Annotated in this window: 14 protein-coding genes and 1 tRNA gene; 4 read left to right on the plus strand and 11 right to left on the minus strand. The window is 66.9% G+C overall.

Annotated elements, in window-relative coordinates; translation table 11 throughout:
* Nucleotides 1-37: 37 nt before the first annotated feature.
* Nucleotides 38-1,684 carry a 2-isopropylmalate synthase gene (gene leuA, locus A9Z05_RS23800; RefSeq protein WP_069620270.1) on the minus strand — a complete coding sequence of 549 codons (1,647 nt, stop codon included), beginning with the start codon at nt 1,682-1,684 and terminating at the stop codon, nt 38-40.
* 377 nt (nt 1,685-2,061) lie between these two features.
* Entirely contained in the window at nt 2,062-3,036 is a 975-nt protein-coding gene (gene ybiB / locus A9Z05_RS23805; protein ID WP_069620271.1) for a DNA-binding protein YbiB, read from the minus strand.
* A gap of 181 nt (nt 3,037-3,217) precedes the next feature.
* On the opposite strand from ybiB, the gene maiA reads away from it, so the two are divergent.
* Nucleotides 3,218-3,862, plus strand: coding sequence for a maleylacetoacetate isomerase (gene maiA / locus A9Z05_RS23810; RefSeq protein ID WP_069620272.1), 645 nt, complete (start codon nt 3,218-3,220; stop codon nt 3,860-3,862).
* Nucleotides 3,863-3,958: 96 nt separating this feature from the next.
* Here maiA and ftsY read toward each other — a convergent pair whose 3' ends face one another.
* On the minus strand, nt 3,959-5,101 hold the full coding sequence (ftsY, locus tag A9Z05_RS23815; protein ID WP_069620273.1) for a signal recognition particle-docking protein FtsY: 1,143 nt from the start codon (nt 5,099-5,101) through the stop codon (nt 3,959-3,961).
* Between the two features lie 215 nt (nt 5,102-5,316).
* Here ftsY and rsmD point away from each other — a divergent pair, with 215 nt between their 5' ends.
* The 3 genes from rsmD (at nt 5,317) to A9Z05_RS23830 (ending at nt 6,866) form a co-directional block, all read left to right on the plus strand.
* Nucleotides 5,317-5,931, plus strand: coding sequence for a 16S rRNA (guanine(966)-N(2))-methyltransferase RsmD (gene rsmD, locus A9Z05_RS23820; RefSeq protein WP_069620274.1), 615 nt, complete (start codon nt 5,317-5,319; stop codon nt 5,929-5,931).
* Nucleotides 5,932-6,042: 111 nt separating this feature from the next.
* Nucleotides 6,043-6,540 (plus strand): pantetheine-phosphate adenylyltransferase, encoded by a 498-nt coding sequence (gene coaD / locus A9Z05_RS23825; RefSeq protein WP_006477773.1) that lies wholly within the window; start codon nt 6,043-6,045, stop codon nt 6,538-6,540.
* A 59-nt stretch (nt 6,541-6,599) separates the two neighbouring features.
* On the plus strand, nt 6,600-6,866 hold the full coding sequence (locus tag A9Z05_RS23830) for a YfhL family 4Fe-4S dicluster ferredoxin (RefSeq protein WP_006477774.1): 267 nt from the start codon (nt 6,600-6,602) through the stop codon (nt 6,864-6,866).
* 88 nt (nt 6,867-6,954) lie between these two features.
* Here the strand turns inward: A9Z05_RS23830 and hisC are convergent, their stop codons facing one another.
* From hisC to A9Z05_RS23870, 8 genes are all read right to left on the minus strand, one after another.
* Nucleotides 6,955-8,022, minus strand: coding sequence for a histidinol-phosphate transaminase (hisC, locus tag A9Z05_RS23835; protein WP_069620275.1), 1,068 nt, complete (start codon nt 8,020-8,022; stop codon nt 6,955-6,957).
* 117 nt (nt 8,023-8,139) lie between these two features.
* Nucleotides 8,140-8,739: an aminoacyl-tRNA hydrolase gene (gene pth, locus A9Z05_RS23840; RefSeq protein WP_048246979.1), complete on the minus strand. Its 600-nt coding sequence runs from the start codon at nt 8,737-8,739 to the stop codon at nt 8,140-8,142.
* 119 nt (nt 8,740-8,858) lie between these two features.
* Nucleotides 8,859-9,464: a 50S ribosomal protein L25/general stress protein Ctc gene (locus A9Z05_RS23845; RefSeq protein ID WP_069620276.1), complete on the minus strand. Its 606-nt coding sequence runs from the start codon at nt 9,462-9,464 to the stop codon at nt 8,859-8,861.
* A 158-nt stretch (nt 9,465-9,622) separates the two neighbouring features.
* Nucleotides 9,623-10,585, minus strand: a complete 963-nt coding sequence (locus A9Z05_RS23850; protein WP_069620277.1) for a ribose-phosphate pyrophosphokinase — start codon at nt 10,583-10,585, stop codon at nt 9,623-9,625.
* 44 nt (nt 10,586-10,629) lie between these two features.
* Nucleotides 10,630-10,706, minus strand: a tRNA-Gln gene (locus A9Z05_RS23855).
* A 55-nt stretch (nt 10,707-10,761) separates the two neighbouring features.
* Nucleotides 10,762-11,643, minus strand: a complete 882-nt coding sequence (gene ispE, locus A9Z05_RS23860) for a 4-(cytidine 5'-diphospho)-2-C-methyl-D-erythritol kinase (protein ID WP_069620278.1) — start codon at nt 11,641-11,643, stop codon at nt 10,762-10,764.
* Between the two features lie 27 nt (nt 11,644-11,670).
* Nucleotides 11,671-12,291 carry a lipoprotein insertase outer membrane protein LolB gene (gene lolB / locus A9Z05_RS23865; protein ID WP_069620279.1) on the minus strand — a complete coding sequence of 207 codons (621 nt, stop codon included), beginning with the start codon at nt 12,289-12,291 and terminating at the stop codon, nt 11,671-11,673.
* Nucleotides 12,291-14,114 (minus strand): tetratricopeptide repeat protein, encoded by a 1,824-nt coding sequence (locus A9Z05_RS23870; RefSeq protein WP_069620280.1) that lies wholly within the window; start codon nt 14,112-14,114, stop codon nt 12,291-12,293. Before A9Z05_RS23870 ends, lolB begins: the two co-directional genes overlap by 1 nt.
* Nucleotides 14,115-14,224: the final 110 nt, after the last annotated feature.

Genomic DNA, 14,224 nt, shown 5'->3' on the forward strand with positions numbered 1-14,224 from the left:
CTCGCTGACGTTTCAACCCGGCATCGCAGCCCGGCGTTCAGGCCGCCGCGCGGTGGTCCGCGCAGTGCCATGCCGAGCGGTTGACCGCACCGACGACCGCATCGAGCGCCGCGACGGCCGCATCGGCGTGCACGCCGACCCCGTGCCGCAGCGGCGCGTCGCCGACCCGGCAGCCGACCGATACCGCGATGCGGCCGTCCGCGGCGCGCGTGTGCTCGCACGACGCGACCTCGATCGCGGCGCCGGCGGCCGCCGCAAATGCCGCGGCGAAATGTCGCGCCGCGTCGTCCGGCGTCGCATCGGCGGCAGGCGCCGTCGCGATCTCGCGGTTTTGCCAGCGCGCGCCGTCGCCGTGGCGCGCGGCCGGGCCGTCGGTCTCGAAGAATTCGCGTGCGAACAGCGCGCAGATCGCGTCGCCCGTCACTTCCTCGCCCGACGCGTCGGCGAGCGTCTGCACCGCATGGCTGAACTCGATCTGGACGCGGCGCGTCGGCGTGAAGCCCATCCCGCGTTCGAGCAGGAACGTCGCGCCGCCCTTGCCGGACTGGCTGTTCACGCGGATCACCGCGTCATAGCTGCGGCCGAGATCGGCCGGGTCGATCGGGAGGTACGGCACTTCCCAGACCGCCTCGGGGCGTTGCTGGGCGAAGCCCTTGCGGATCGCGTCTTGGTGCGAGCCCGAGAACGCGGTGAATACGAGGTCGCCCGCGTACGGGTGGCGCGGATGCACGGGAATCTGGTTGCAGCGCTCGACGACGCGGCGCACCACGTCGATGTCGGAGAAATCGAGGCCCGGGTCGATGCCTTGCGTGTAGAGGTTCAACGCGAGCGTGACGAGATCGACGTTGCCGGTGCGCTCGCCGTTGCCGAACAGGCAGCCTTCGATGCGGTCGGCGCCCGCGAGCAGCGCGAGTTCGGCCGCCGCGACCGCGGTGCCGCGATCGTTGTGCGGATGCACGGACAGCACGATGCTGTCGCGATACGCGAGATTGCGGTCCATCCATTCGATCTGGTCGGCGAACACGTTCGGGGTCGCGGCTTCGACGGTGGCCGGCAGGTTGACGATCATCTTGTGGTCACGGGTCGGGCGCCACGTCTGCGCGACCGCGTCGCAGATCTCGCGCGCGAACGTCAGCTCGGTCATGCTGAAGGTTTCCGGCGAATACTGGAAGGTCCAGTGCGTGTCGGGGCGCGCGGCGGCGTGTGCCTTGATGATGCGCGTGCCGTCGATCGCGAACGCCTTCACGTCGTCCTTCGACATCCCGAACACGATGCGGCGGAACGACGGGCAGACCGCGTTGTACAGGTGCACGATCGCGCGCGGCACGCCTTCGAGCGCATCGAACGTGCGCGCGATCAGGTCTTCGCGCGACTGCACGAGCACTTCGATCGTCACGTCGTCGGGAATCCGCTTGTCGTCGATCAGCTTGCGGACGAAATCGAAGTCGGTTTGCGACGCCGACGGAAAACCGACTTCGATCTCCTTGAACCCGATCGCGACCAGCATGTTGAAGAACTCGAGCTTCTGCTCGATGCTCATCGGTTCGATCAGCGACTGGTTGCCGTCGCGCAGATCGGTGCTCATCCACACGGGCGCACGCTCGATGGTGCGGGCCGGCCAGCGGCGGCCATTGAGGCGGACGGGCTCGAACGGACGGTACTTGTCTTGCGGATTGCGCATCATCTTCTGGACCTCGGGTCTCAAGTCGCGAGCGAAGACGCACGGCGCGGGCGCCGGTTGGCGCTGCCTCGCATCCGGCGCGCGATGGCGCCGCGGATGCGGATGATCTTCGCGAATCGGCCGACGGATGGACGGACGAATGCTGACGACTTCGGGTTGTAAAAACTGCGAGAGGGGTACGGCGAGGAACTGCTGGGAGGACCGTGCGAACAGCACACGGCGCTACGACAGCCTTAGGCTAGTCGTAGCGATAGCGGCCGCGCTAGGCGGCCGGAGGTAATTCGGAGGGTGTTCGGAAAGGAACGCATGACGGCCACTCTATGCCAGGATGCGCTCGCGTGTCAAATGTCGGGATAAAGGGCCAGGTCGTCGTCGCGCCGTCAGCGCGCGACGCGCACGATCTGCACGATCGTCGCGACCTGTCGCGCGACCGTGTCGGGCACCGGCACCTCGCCGCGCAGCACCGCGTCCGTCCATGCCGCCGTGGTCGCCGCATCGCGCGACTCGGGCAGCGCGACGGGCGGCGCGTCGGTCGACGAACGTTCGGCGTCGATCAGCGTGTCGCACACGCCGTCGTGCAGCCAGTCGACCTGCACCTGGCGCCGCGTGTCGGCCACCGCTTCGCCTTCGGTGCCGCGCGCGAGCAGCGCGCCGCCCCGCGCGGCGTCCGGATGATCGCGGAACAGCTGCGCGAGGCTGTCGCGGTACGGCGGGTGCGTGTAGTTGACGAGCCGCAACCCGGCGGGCGCGAACGGCTGCAGGATCTTCACGAGCGTATGCGTCGAGTTGCGCACGCCGAGCACGCGGCGCATCGACAGCAGATGCGCGATGCGGGGCGCCAGCACGTCGATCGGTGCGAACGCGACGCGGCGCTCGGCGAGCGTGTCCTCGATCGCATCGTGCGACGTCGACGGCGCGAGCGACAGCGCCGAGAAGATCTCGGCGCTCGTCACGCGGCCCGGATCGCGCTCCACTCCGTGCACCAGCACCGGCACGCCTTCGCGCGCGAGCAGCAGCGCGAGCAGCGGCACGAGGTTCGGCTGCTTGCGCGCGCCGTTGTAGCTCGGGATCGACACCGGGCGGAACGCGGCGTCCTGTACGTGCACGGGTTCGAACGACGCTTGCGCGGCGGCGAGCATCGCGGCCAGTTCGTCGGCGGATTCGCCTTTCAGCCGATAGGCGATCAGGATCGCGCCGAGTTCGACGTCCGACACGCGCGCATCGAGCATCGCGCGATAAAGCTCGAACGTGTCCTCGGCGGACAGGGCGCGCGCGCCGTTCGGCCCGCGGCCGATTTCCTTGATGAAGCGGGCGCAGGGGAACGGAGCGGCGGCGGGATCGTGGGAAGCGGTCATCGGAACGTGGGGCGGGCGGCCGGCATCGGGCCGCGCGGTGAGCGGTGAGGAATGCCCCGAGTATCGCACGGGCGCGGCCGCGCACCGTGCCGCGCTACACTCTGGTTCCCGGCGGCGCGCGCACCGGCTGCGCCGCGCCCGTGCCGCCGCCGGCCGAATACGATCAAAAGAGAGACATCCCATGAAGCTCTACAGCTATTTCCGCAGTTCCGCGTCGTACCGCGTGCGGATCGCCCTGAACCTGAAGCGGCTGCCGTTCGACTATGCGCCCGTGCACATGCTGCGCGACGGCGGCGAGCAACTGAAGGACGCGTATCGCGCGCTGAATCCGGATGGGGTCGTGCCGACGCTGGTCGATGGCGACGCGACGCTGCAGCAGTCGCTCGCGATCATCGAATATCTCGACGAAACCCATCCCGAGCCGGCGTTGCTGCCGAAGCAGCCAGCCGATCGCGCGTACGTGCGATCGGTCGCGCTGCAGATCGCGTGCGAAATCCACCCGCTCAACAACCTGCGCGTGCTCAAGTACCTGAAGCACACGCTGAAGGTGTCCGAGGACGCCAAGAACGCATGGTACCGGCACTGGATCGAGGCGGGCTTCGACACGCTCGAGACGCGTCTCGCGAACGATCCGCGCACCGGCAAGCTGTGCTTCGGCGACACGCCGACGCTCGCCGACGTGTGCCTCGTGCCGCAGGTGTTCAACGCGAACCGCTTCTCGATCGACACGACGCGTTTCCCGACGATCCAGCGGATCGTCGACCATGCGGCGACGATCGATGCGTTCAAGGCCGCCGAGCCGGGCGTGCAGCCGGACGCCGAATGAGCGCCGAATGAGCGCGGCGCCCCCGTGGCGAGCATGATCGGGTGCGCATGAAAAAGGGCGCCCGAAGGCGCCCCGCGCGATGCGAGCCGGCGGCGTTCAGCCGAGCAGCGCGTCCGCGAATTCCACCGCGCTGAACGGCTGCAGGTCCTCGACCTTCTCGCCGACGCCGATGAAGTAGACGGGCACCGGCCGTTGCCGCGCGATCGCCGCGAGAATCCCGCCCTTCGCGGTGCCGTCGAGCTTCGTGACGATCAGGCCGGTCAGGCCCAGCGCGTCGTCGAATGCCTTCACCTGCGTGAGCGCGTTCTGGCCGGTGTTCGCGTCGATCACGAGCAGCACTTCGTGCGGCGCGCCGTCGTGCGCCTTCGCGATCACGCGCTTCACCTTCTTCAGCTCTTCCATCAGGTGCAGCTGCGTCGGCAGGCGGCCGGCCGTGTCGGCCATCATCACGTCGATCTTGCGCGCGCGCGCGGCGCTGACCGCGTCGAAGATCACCGCGGCCGGATCGCCGCTTTCCTGCTGCACGACCGTCACGTTGTTGCGCTCGCCCCAGACCGCCAGCTGCTCGCGCGCGGCCGCGCGGAACGTGTCGCCGGCGGCCAGCAGCACCGACTGGTCGAAGCTCTGCAGATGCTTCGCGAGCTTGCCGATGCTGGTCGTCTTCCCCGCGCCGTTCACGCCGGCGATCATCATCACGAGCGGCTGCGCGCGGCCGAGCATCAGCGATTTCTCGAGCGGCGTCAGCAGCTCGACGAGCAGGTCGTGCAGCGCATTCTTCACTTGCTGCGGATCGGTCAGCCGGCCCGCGCGCACCTTCTCGCGCAGCGCGCCGAGCAGGTATTCGGTCGCGTCGACGCCCGCGTCGGACATCAGCAGCGCGGTTTCGAGCTCCTCGTACAGGTCTTCGTCGATCTTCGTGTTGACGAATACGCCGGTGATGCTCGAGCCCGTCTTCGCAAGCCCCGTTTTCAGGCGCGCGAGCCACGACTGCTTCGCGGACGCGTCCTGCAGCGGCGGCGGGACGATCTCGACCGTCTCGACCACTTCGTCGCGACCGTCGTTGGTCGGCGTGACCGTCATCACGACGGCCGGCGCGGCCGGTTGCGCGGTCGCCTGCGGCACGTCGGCCGCGGGCGCGTCGGCGTCGGACGCTTCGTCCGCTTGCTGCGCGTCGGCCGATTGCGATTCCGCCGGATCGGGCTCCTGCGTTTTCTTGAATCGTTTGAAGAAACTGAACATGGTCTGACGTCGGGAAGAGGGCGGGCCGCCGCCGAGGGCGGGGCGCCGGACGGGCCGTTCTGCGTTCGCGCGGGCGCGGCGCTCGGCGGCCGAAACCGTGCATTTTATCAGTGCGGCGCGGCACTCGCGTCAGTGCGCGTCGCCGCTGTGGTAACGTGCGCCTGTTTGGCGGCGCCCCCTGCGCGCGCCCGGTCCCTCCGTTGTCGATATCCCGTATGTCCCGTTCCTCTTCCGGCCGCCCGGCGGCCCCTTCCAGTCGCGGCAAGCCGCACACGATCCGCATCATCGGTGGCGACTGGAAACGCACGCCGCTCGCGGTGCTCGATCTCGACGGCCTGCGCCCGACCCCCGATCGTGTACGCGAGACGCTGTTCAACTGGCTCGGCCAGGATCTCGACGGCTGGCGCTGCCTCGACCTGTTCGCGGGCACCGGTGCGCTCGGCTTCGAGGCCGCGTCGCGCGGCGCGGCGAGCGTCGTGATGGTCGAGCGCCACCCGCGCGCCGCGCAGCAGCTGCGTGCGATCAAGGACAAGCTCGGCGCCCGTTCGGTCGAGATCGCCGAAGCCGATGCGCTGCGGCTTGCGGCCGGGCTCACGCCGGGCGCGTTCGACGTCGTGTTCCTCGATCCGCCGTTCGACGACCTGGCCGTGCTCGAGCGCGCGATCGCGCTATCCGCGCCGCTCGTCGCGGCGGACGGCGCGCTGTACGTCGAAACGGGGGCGGAACTCGATCCGGCCGCGCACGACGCGCTCGCGGGCTGGCAGGTCGTGAAGCACGGCAAGGCCGGTGCGGTTCACTATCATTTGCTGCGGCGCGAAAATGATGAATAATGCGCGTTCCATACGAGGCGGCGCGCCGCAAAGGCGACGCATGCCCATCTCGGCAGCGGCGCGTGCATCGCACGGCTGCCATCCCGTTTGCGTGATGACAGGAGGAGCGACATGGTAGTCGCCGTGTATCCCGGTACGTTCGATCCGCTGACGCGCGGGCACGAAGACCTCGTGCGGCGTGCGTCGAGCATTTTTGATACGCTGGTGGTGGGCGTTGCCGACAGCCGCGCGAAGAAGCCGTTTTTCTCGCTCGAAGAACGTCTGACGATTGCGAACGAGGTGCTCGGCCATTATCCGAACGTGAAGGTGATGAGTTTCACCGGCCTCCTGAAGGATTTCGTCCGCGTCAACAATGCGCGCGTGATCGTGCGCGGGCTGCGCGCCGTGTCCGATTTCGAATACGAGTTCCAGATGGCGGGGATGAACCGCTATCTGCTGCCCGACGTCGAGACGATGTTCATGACGCCGTCCGACCAGTATCAGTTCATCTCGGGAACGATCGTGCGCGAAATCGCGCAATTGGGCGGCGATGTCAGCAAATTCGTGTTTCCGTCCGTCGAGAAGTGGCTGACCGAGAAAGTCACTGCGATGGGAGGCCCTGCCGCGTGACGCGGCACCGGCCGGTTTCGTCGCGAAGCCGGCCGCCGGCCTGAAGAAGTGAGATCAGTATGGCTTTGATGATTACCGACGAGTGCATCAATTGCGACGTGTGCGAGCCCGAGTGCCCGAACGGCGCGATTTCGATGGGCCCGGATATCTACGTGATCGACCCGAACAAGTGCACCGAGTGCGTCGGCCATTTCGACGAACCGCAGTGCCAGCAGGTGTGTCCGGTCGAATGCATCCCGCGCGATCCGCAGCATGACGAATCGCACGCGCAATTGATGGAGAAGTACCACGCGTTGATCGCCGTGAAGGGCGACGACGCATCGTGATGCTGCGCTGACGCGCGCGCTTCGATTGACGGGCGCGCGCATCGCGCTTCCTTTCAGATCGGCGCCGCCCGGCGCCGGTTCTTCCGTGTCAGCCCAGCAGCTCGCGCAACGCCGCGACGAGCGCATCGCATTCGGCGTCGGTGCCGACGGTGATGCGCAGATGCTGGTCGATCCGCGGCAGCCGGAAGTGCCGCACGAAAATTTCCCGTTCCTTCAGCTTCGCCGCGATCGCGCCCGCATCGTGCGCGGGATGGCGCGCGAACACGAAATTCGCGGCCGACGGCACGATTTCGAAGCCGAGTACGCCGAGCGCATGCGTGAGCCGCGCGCGGCTGTCGATCACGCGCCGGCAGGTGGCGTTGAAATGGTCGGTGTCTTCATACGCGGCCTGCGCGGCGACTTGCGCGAGCCGGTCGAGCGGATACGAGTTGAAGCTGTCCTTCACGCGGTTCAGCGCGTCGATCAGCGCCGCATCGCCGAACGCGAAGCCGACGCGCATGCCCGCGAGCGAGCGCGCCTTCGACGTCGTATGCACGACGAGCAGGTTCGGATGGCGGTCGATCAGCGTAATGGCCGACTGCGCGCCGAAGTCGACGTACGCTTCGTCGATCACGACGACCGACGACGGATTCGCGGCCGCGATCCGCTCGACGTCCGCGAGCGGCAGCGCGCGCCCGGTCGGCGCATTCGGGTTCGGAAACAGCACGCCGCCGGCGTCGTCGAGATAGTCGTCGACGCGGATCGAGAAATCGTCCGCGAGCGGCACGACCGTGGTCTCGACGCCGTACAGGCGCGCGTAGGTCGGGTAGAAGCTGTACGTGATGTCGGGAAAGCGCAGCGGCCGGTCGTGCTTGAGCAGCGCCTGGAACGCGTGCGCGAGCACCTCGTCGGAGCCGTTGCCGACGAACACCTGTTCCGGCTGGATGCGGTGATGGGCCGCGACCGTCTCGCGCAGCGCGCGTGCGACCGGGTCGGGATAGCGGCGCAGCGTGTCGCCGGTCTCGCCGAGTTCGCGTGCGATCGCCGCGACGACGCGCGGCGACGGCGGATAGGGATTCTCGTTGGTGTTCAGCTTGACGGGGTGCGCGAGCGCGGGCTGTTCGCCCGGCACGTAAGGCACCAATTGCTGAACGACGTCGCTCCAGTAACGGCTCACCGCTTGGCTCCTGTCGGGCAAAACGTCCAGATTACCGCATGTGTGCGTCTCGGTGGGGCGGGCGAGGCCGCCAGGTTGCGCCGGACCGCCGATGCACCGGGCCGGTGCGCGGTGCGGTCAGTTGCGATGCAGCTGCATCGTCGCGCGGTCGAGTTCGCCCTTGACGACCATCGGCATCACGGCGAGCGCGCGTTCGATCGATGCGTCGATCACGTCCTGTTCCTCGCGGCGCGGCGGTTTCAGCACGAAGTTCGCGACGTCGGGCTTCGCGCCGGCGCGCGCGCTTTCCGGAATCAGGTCGCGCGGATGGCCGATGCCGATCCGCAGCCGCCAGTATTGCTGCGACGACAGGTGCGCGGAGATGTCCTTGAGGCCGTTGTGGCCGCCGCTGCCGCCGCCGAGCTTCAGCTTCACGGTGCCGGGCGGCAGGTCGAGCTCGTCGTGCGCGACGAGGATCTGGTCGGGCAGGATCTTGAAGAATTGCGCGAGCGCGACGACCGACTGGCCGGAGCGGTTCATGTAGGTCTGCGGCTCGAGCAAATGAACTTCCTCGCCGTGCAGGCGCGCTTTCGCGTAGAAGCCGTGGAAGCGGCGTTCGTCGCGCAGCGTCGTGCCGGCTTCGCGGGCGAGCTGGTCGATCAGCCAGAAACCGGCGTTGTGGCGCGTCGCGGTGTATTCCGCCCCGGGATTGCCGAGGCCGACGATCAGTTTGATCATGACGTTTCGAAGGCGGCGGCGGCCGCCTGGGCGCAGAAAAAGAAAAACCCGCCGGGCAAGCCGCGGCGGGTTGCGTCGACCGTTTCGCGAAACGGATCGATGGGCGTGCAGGCAGCCGCTTAGGCAGCCGGCGTTTCGCCTTCTGCTGCGTCCGACACGGCACCCGCCGGGACCGTCGCCGATGCGACAACCGGGTTTTCCGCGTCGACGTGCGCGACCAGCGCGACGCCCTTCGGCAGCGCGATGTCCTTCGCGTGCAGCGACTGACCGGCTTCGATCTTCGACAGATCGACTTCGAGGAATTCCGGCAGGGCCGACGGCAGGCACTCGACTTCGATTTCCGTTGCGACGTGCGAGACGATTGCGCTCGACAGCTTCACGGCCGGGCTGACTTCAGCGTTCAGGAAGTGCAGCGGCACCTTCGTGTGCAGCTTCTTCTTCGCGTCGACGCGCTGGAAGTCCACGTGCAGCACGAGTTGCTTGAACGGGTGGTATTGCACGTCGCGCAGCAGAACCTGTTGCGACTGGCCAGCGACTTCCAGGTCGAGGATCGACGAGTGGAAGGCTTCCTTCTTCAGTGCATGCCACAGCGCGTTGTGATCCAGTTCGATCTTTTGCGGGGCGGCTTCGCCACCGTAGACGATGCCCGTGGTCTTACCGGCGTTGCGCAGGCGGCGGCTCGCACCCGTACCTTGCTGTTGGCGCTCGAAAGCGACGACTTTCATGTGATTCTCCATTTGCTGCCCGCGACCAGGCAGTAAAACGGGGCCATCAAGCGGCCCCCGATGAAACGGCCGGGGTTTCGTCTATCCCGTCCGATTGTGCAAAAAGCGAAGCGTTGCCGCTTCGCTTTCCGCGCATGCTTTGTTCCGTCGATTCGCGATCAGGATTCCGCGAACAGCGACATCACCGAATCGCCGCGGCGAATCCGCGAGAACGTCTCGGCCAGCAGGCTCGCGCTCGTCAGCGAGCGGATCTTCGAGCACGCCAGCGATTCGGCCGACAGCGGAATCGTATCGGTGACGACCAGTTCGTCGAGTTCCGATGCAGCGATACGCTCGGCGGCGCCGCCCGACAGCACGGGGTGTGTCGCGTAAGCGAAAACCTGCTTCGCGCCGCGATCCTTCAGCACTTGTGCAGCCTTGCAAAGCGTGCCCGCCGTATCGACCATGTCGTCCATGATCACGCAGGTGCGGCCTTCGACTTCACCGATGATGTTCATCACTTCGGCGACGTTCGCCTTCGGACGACGCTTGTCGATGATCGCGAGATCGCAGTTCAGCTGCTTCGCGAGTGCCCGGGCACGCACCACGCCGCCGACGTCCGGCGACACGACGAGCAGATCCGCGTAGTTCTGCTTGCGCAGGTCGCCCAGCAGGATCGGCGTCGCGTAGATGTTGTCGACCGGGATGTCGAAGAAACCCTGAATCTGGTCGGCGTGCAGATCCATCGTGATGATCCGCTCGACGCCGGCGATTTCCAGCATGTTCGCGACGATCTTCGCCGAGATCGCGACGCGCGCCGAACGCGGGCGGCGATCCTGACGGGCGTAGCCGAAGTAGGGGATGGCGGCGGTGATCCGGCCGGCGGATGCGCGCTTGAGCGCATCGACCATGATCATCAGTTCCATCAGATTGTCGTTCGCCGGTGCGCACGTGGATTGCAGGACGAAGACGTCCTTGCCGCGCACGTTTTCCTGGATCTCGACCTGGATCTCGCCGTCGGAGAAACGGCTGACCATCGCTTTGCCGAGGGGAATACCAAGGATACTGACGACTTCCTGGGCGAGCGCGGGATTCGCGTTGCCAGTAAAGACCATCAGGCCATCATGGCTGTGGCTGCTCATCGTGCACCTGCTTCAGGCTTGGGCGGGAAATGCGGGAAAATTTTTGGCAGGGGAGGAAGGACTCGAACCCTCGCATGCCGGAATCAAAATCCGGTGCCTTGACCAACTTGGCGACTCCCCTACACTTAACTGATAACTTCACCGAACTTGTGTAGGCCGTTCGGCAAAGTAAAACTTCATGACGCGAAAGCGAAGAGCGGATGCTCGTTCAGACTCTCGGCAACTGCGCCGTTCCAACTGGCGGGCAGCTTGGCTTTCGCCGCTTCTGCCTCGTGCTTGCTGTGAAACGCTGCAAACACGCTTGCTCCGGAGCCGGTCATCCTCGCGGGGGTCACATCATACAACCATTTGACCGCCTGCGCAACTTCCGCGTACTTCCTTGTTACAACTTCCTGCATATCGTTCCGGCCGAAGCTATCTGGCCATTCCGCATCGCTGGTTTGCTGTGCAAGAAAGTCAGCAATTGTGACGGGCTTCGTATCTCTTGTCAACAACTCATCTGAAAATATTTCAGCGGTCGGGACATGAACGCGTGGCGTCACAACCAAGAACCAGCGAGTCGGCAATTGTACCTCAGCTAATTCTTCTCCGATACCCTCTGCGAACGCATTTTTTCCAAAAATAAAAAACGGGACGTCGGCGCCGAGTTTGACCGCGAGCGACTGGAGTTCGGCGCGCGGCACATCGAGTTGCCACAGGCGGTTCAGCGCAAGCAGCGTCGTCGCCGCGTCGGAGCTGCCGCCGCCGAGGCCGGCGCCCATCGGCAGGATCTTGTCGATTTCGATGTCGACGCCGTGCGCGGTGCCCGTATGCGCTTTCAGCAGGTTCGCCGCGCGCACGACGAGATCGCTTTCCTCGGGCACGCCGGGTACGTCGGTGACGCGTGCGACGCGGCCGTCGTCGCGCCGCGTGAAATGCAGCGTGTCGCCCCAGTTCAGCAGCTGGAATACGCTCTGCAGATCGTGATAGCCGTTCGGACGACGGCCGGTGATGTGCAGGAACAGGTTGAGTTTCGCGGGCGCCAGGCAGTCGCGCAGCGAGCGGGTCGAATCGGTCATGCGGGTATCGGGGCTAGGCGCGCGTGCTCACTGATCGAGCACGAGCTTGATGTCGAGCGGCGGCGTCGCGCGCACGAGGTTGACGCGTTTGACGCCCGTGGCCGGGGCATCCGCGTAGGCAAGGTAGTCGATCGTCCAGCCGTCCTGGCGCAGCTGCTTGATGCGCGTGCCGTCGGCCGGGTCGCGCACGGTTTCCGCGGGCGTCGCGGGCGCGGCGATCGGCAGCAGCCAGTAGCGCAGGCCCGCGAGCGGCAGTTCGAAGCCGAGCGTTTTCTGCATCAGGTCGCCGACGTCCGGCGCATATTGGATCGGGCGGTTCGGCAATTCGAGCGACGCCGCGCGCGGCGACGATTTCACGACCGCGAGCGTCTGGCCGAGCGGGCTGCGCAGTTCGAGCGACACGTCGTCGCCGTGCTCCTGCCAGTCGAAGTTGCCGTACACGTTCTGCGGGTTGCCGAGACGATCGTCGTACCGCACCGCGAAGCGGCCATGGTACGCATGCGTCGCCGCCGTCTGCAGCGCAGCGCCCGTCGGCGCGTTGGCCGCCGGCGGCGTGCTCGCGCAGCCGGCGAGCGCGAGCGCCGCGCCGGCCGCGGCCAGCGTGCGCCGCGCGCGGGAGGACAGGGAAAACATCGGGGACATCCGCATCAAAGGCCGTTGATCTGCAGGCGCTTGAGCGTCTGCACGAGCGTTTCGTTGTCGGGCTCGAGCTTCTGCGCGGCCCGCAACGCGTTGCGGGCGTCGTCCTGCGCGCCGCTCTTCCACAGCACTTCGCCGAGATGTGCGCCGATTTCCGCGTTCGGCTGCAGTTCGTATGCACGCTGCAGTACCTTCGTCGCGCCGGCCGTGTCGCCCATCCGGTACTTCACCCAGCCGAGGCTGTCCATGATGTACGCGTCGTTCGGCGCGAGCGCCATCGCCTTGTCGATCAGCTTGCTGGCCTCGGGCAGGCGCTGGTTGCGGTCGGCGAGCGAATAGCCGAGCGCGTTGTAGGCCTGCGGGTTGTCGGGCTGCGTACGGATCAGCTCGCGCAACTGCTTTTCCATCGTCGCGTAGTGGCCGGTCTTTTCGGCCGCCATCGCGTAGTCGTAGCGGAGGTCGGGATCGTCCGGGAAGTCCTGGACGGCTTGCCCGAGCCGCGCTTCCGCTTCCGGATAGCGCTTCGCGGTGAACAGGATCGACGCATCGGTGCGCGCGACCACGGCCGCGTCGCGCGGATCGGAGATCGGCAGGTTGTCGAGCACCTTGCGCGCCTCGTCGGTCTTGCCCTGTTTCTGCAGCAGCTGCGCCCGCGTGATCTGGGCGGGCAGGTAGTGCTGGCTCGTCTGGTCGACCTTGTCGAGCCATTGCGACGCCTGCGCGTCGTTGTTCTGGTCGATCGCGATCTGCGCGAGGTAGATGTAGCCCTGGCCGACGTCGAGGTTCGGCTGCTTGTCGCCGAGCTGCACGTACTGCTTCAGGTAGCCGGTCGCCTCGTCCAGCTTCTTCTGCTGGATCTTGATCAGTGCGAGCGCCATCAGCGGCGTCGGATCCTTCGCGTCGAGCTTGCGCATCGTCTCGAACTGCTTCTGCGCGTCGTCGAGGCGATCGTCGGCGAGATAGAGCTGCGACAGCGCAAGCCGCGCGTCGCGCGACTTCGGATTCTGCTGAACATACTTCTCGAACGACGCAATGCCCGCCGCGCGTTCCGCCGGGCCCATCTGCGACAGCATCAGCGCCGCCGGCAGGTAGTCGGGGCGGATCTGCAGCGCCTGCTTCAGCGATTGCGCCGCGCCGTCCTTGTCGTCGACCGCGAGCTGCTGCCGCGCGATCGCGAGCTGCGCCTCGGGGCGATTCATGTCGTTCTTCAGCATGTCCTTCAGCACCGCAAGGCCGCCGACACGATCGGGGCCGCGCACGAGCAGCGCCTGCAGCGCGAGGATCGCCGGGCCGCGCGTGTCGCCGGTCGCGCGGGCCAGCTCGCGCGCGAGCATCGGTTGCGCGTCGGCCGGCTTGCCGGCGAGCACCAGCAGCGCGGCGTCGACCTGCGACGCGCGGTTCGAATCCGGTGCGTACTGACGCCACAGGTTCGCGGCGGACAGCGCGTCGGCCGGGCTCTGCGCGCCGAGCGCGATTTCGGTCGCGCGCTGCGCCATGCGCGGATCGCGCGTGTCGCGGGCCAGCGCGAGATAGGTCTGGTACGCCGGCGCCGGTTGGTTGCGCTGGAGCGCGACCTCGGCGGCGAGCACCTGGTAGACGATCTGGCTCGTCAGCGGCACGCCGGGGAGATTCTTCTGCTCGTCCGGCATCACATGCTCGAACGCACCCTGCGGCGCCGCGTCGTCCGATGCCGGATCCTGCGCGTGGGCCGGAAAGGCGGTGAGGGTCCAGGCGGCAAACAGCGCGGCGCCGAGTGCACGACGGACCGGGAAGGCGCGCGCGCCGCGCACGGCGGCGGGGCGCTTCTGAAGCAGCTTCGAGGGCAGGGTCATGGAAATCCGTTCGATGTTTCAACCGATTGTAACGCGCTCGCTACAATACACGCACGATCGTGATAGGGTCCGTTTACCTGCGGAACCCCCATGCGAATGCCCGAAATCGC

Origin of the sequence: Burkholderia sp. A2, assembly GCF_001729305.1 — a bacterium.
Lineage (GTDB): Bacteria > Pseudomonadota > Gammaproteobacteria > Burkholderiales > Burkholderiaceae > Burkholderia > Burkholderia sola.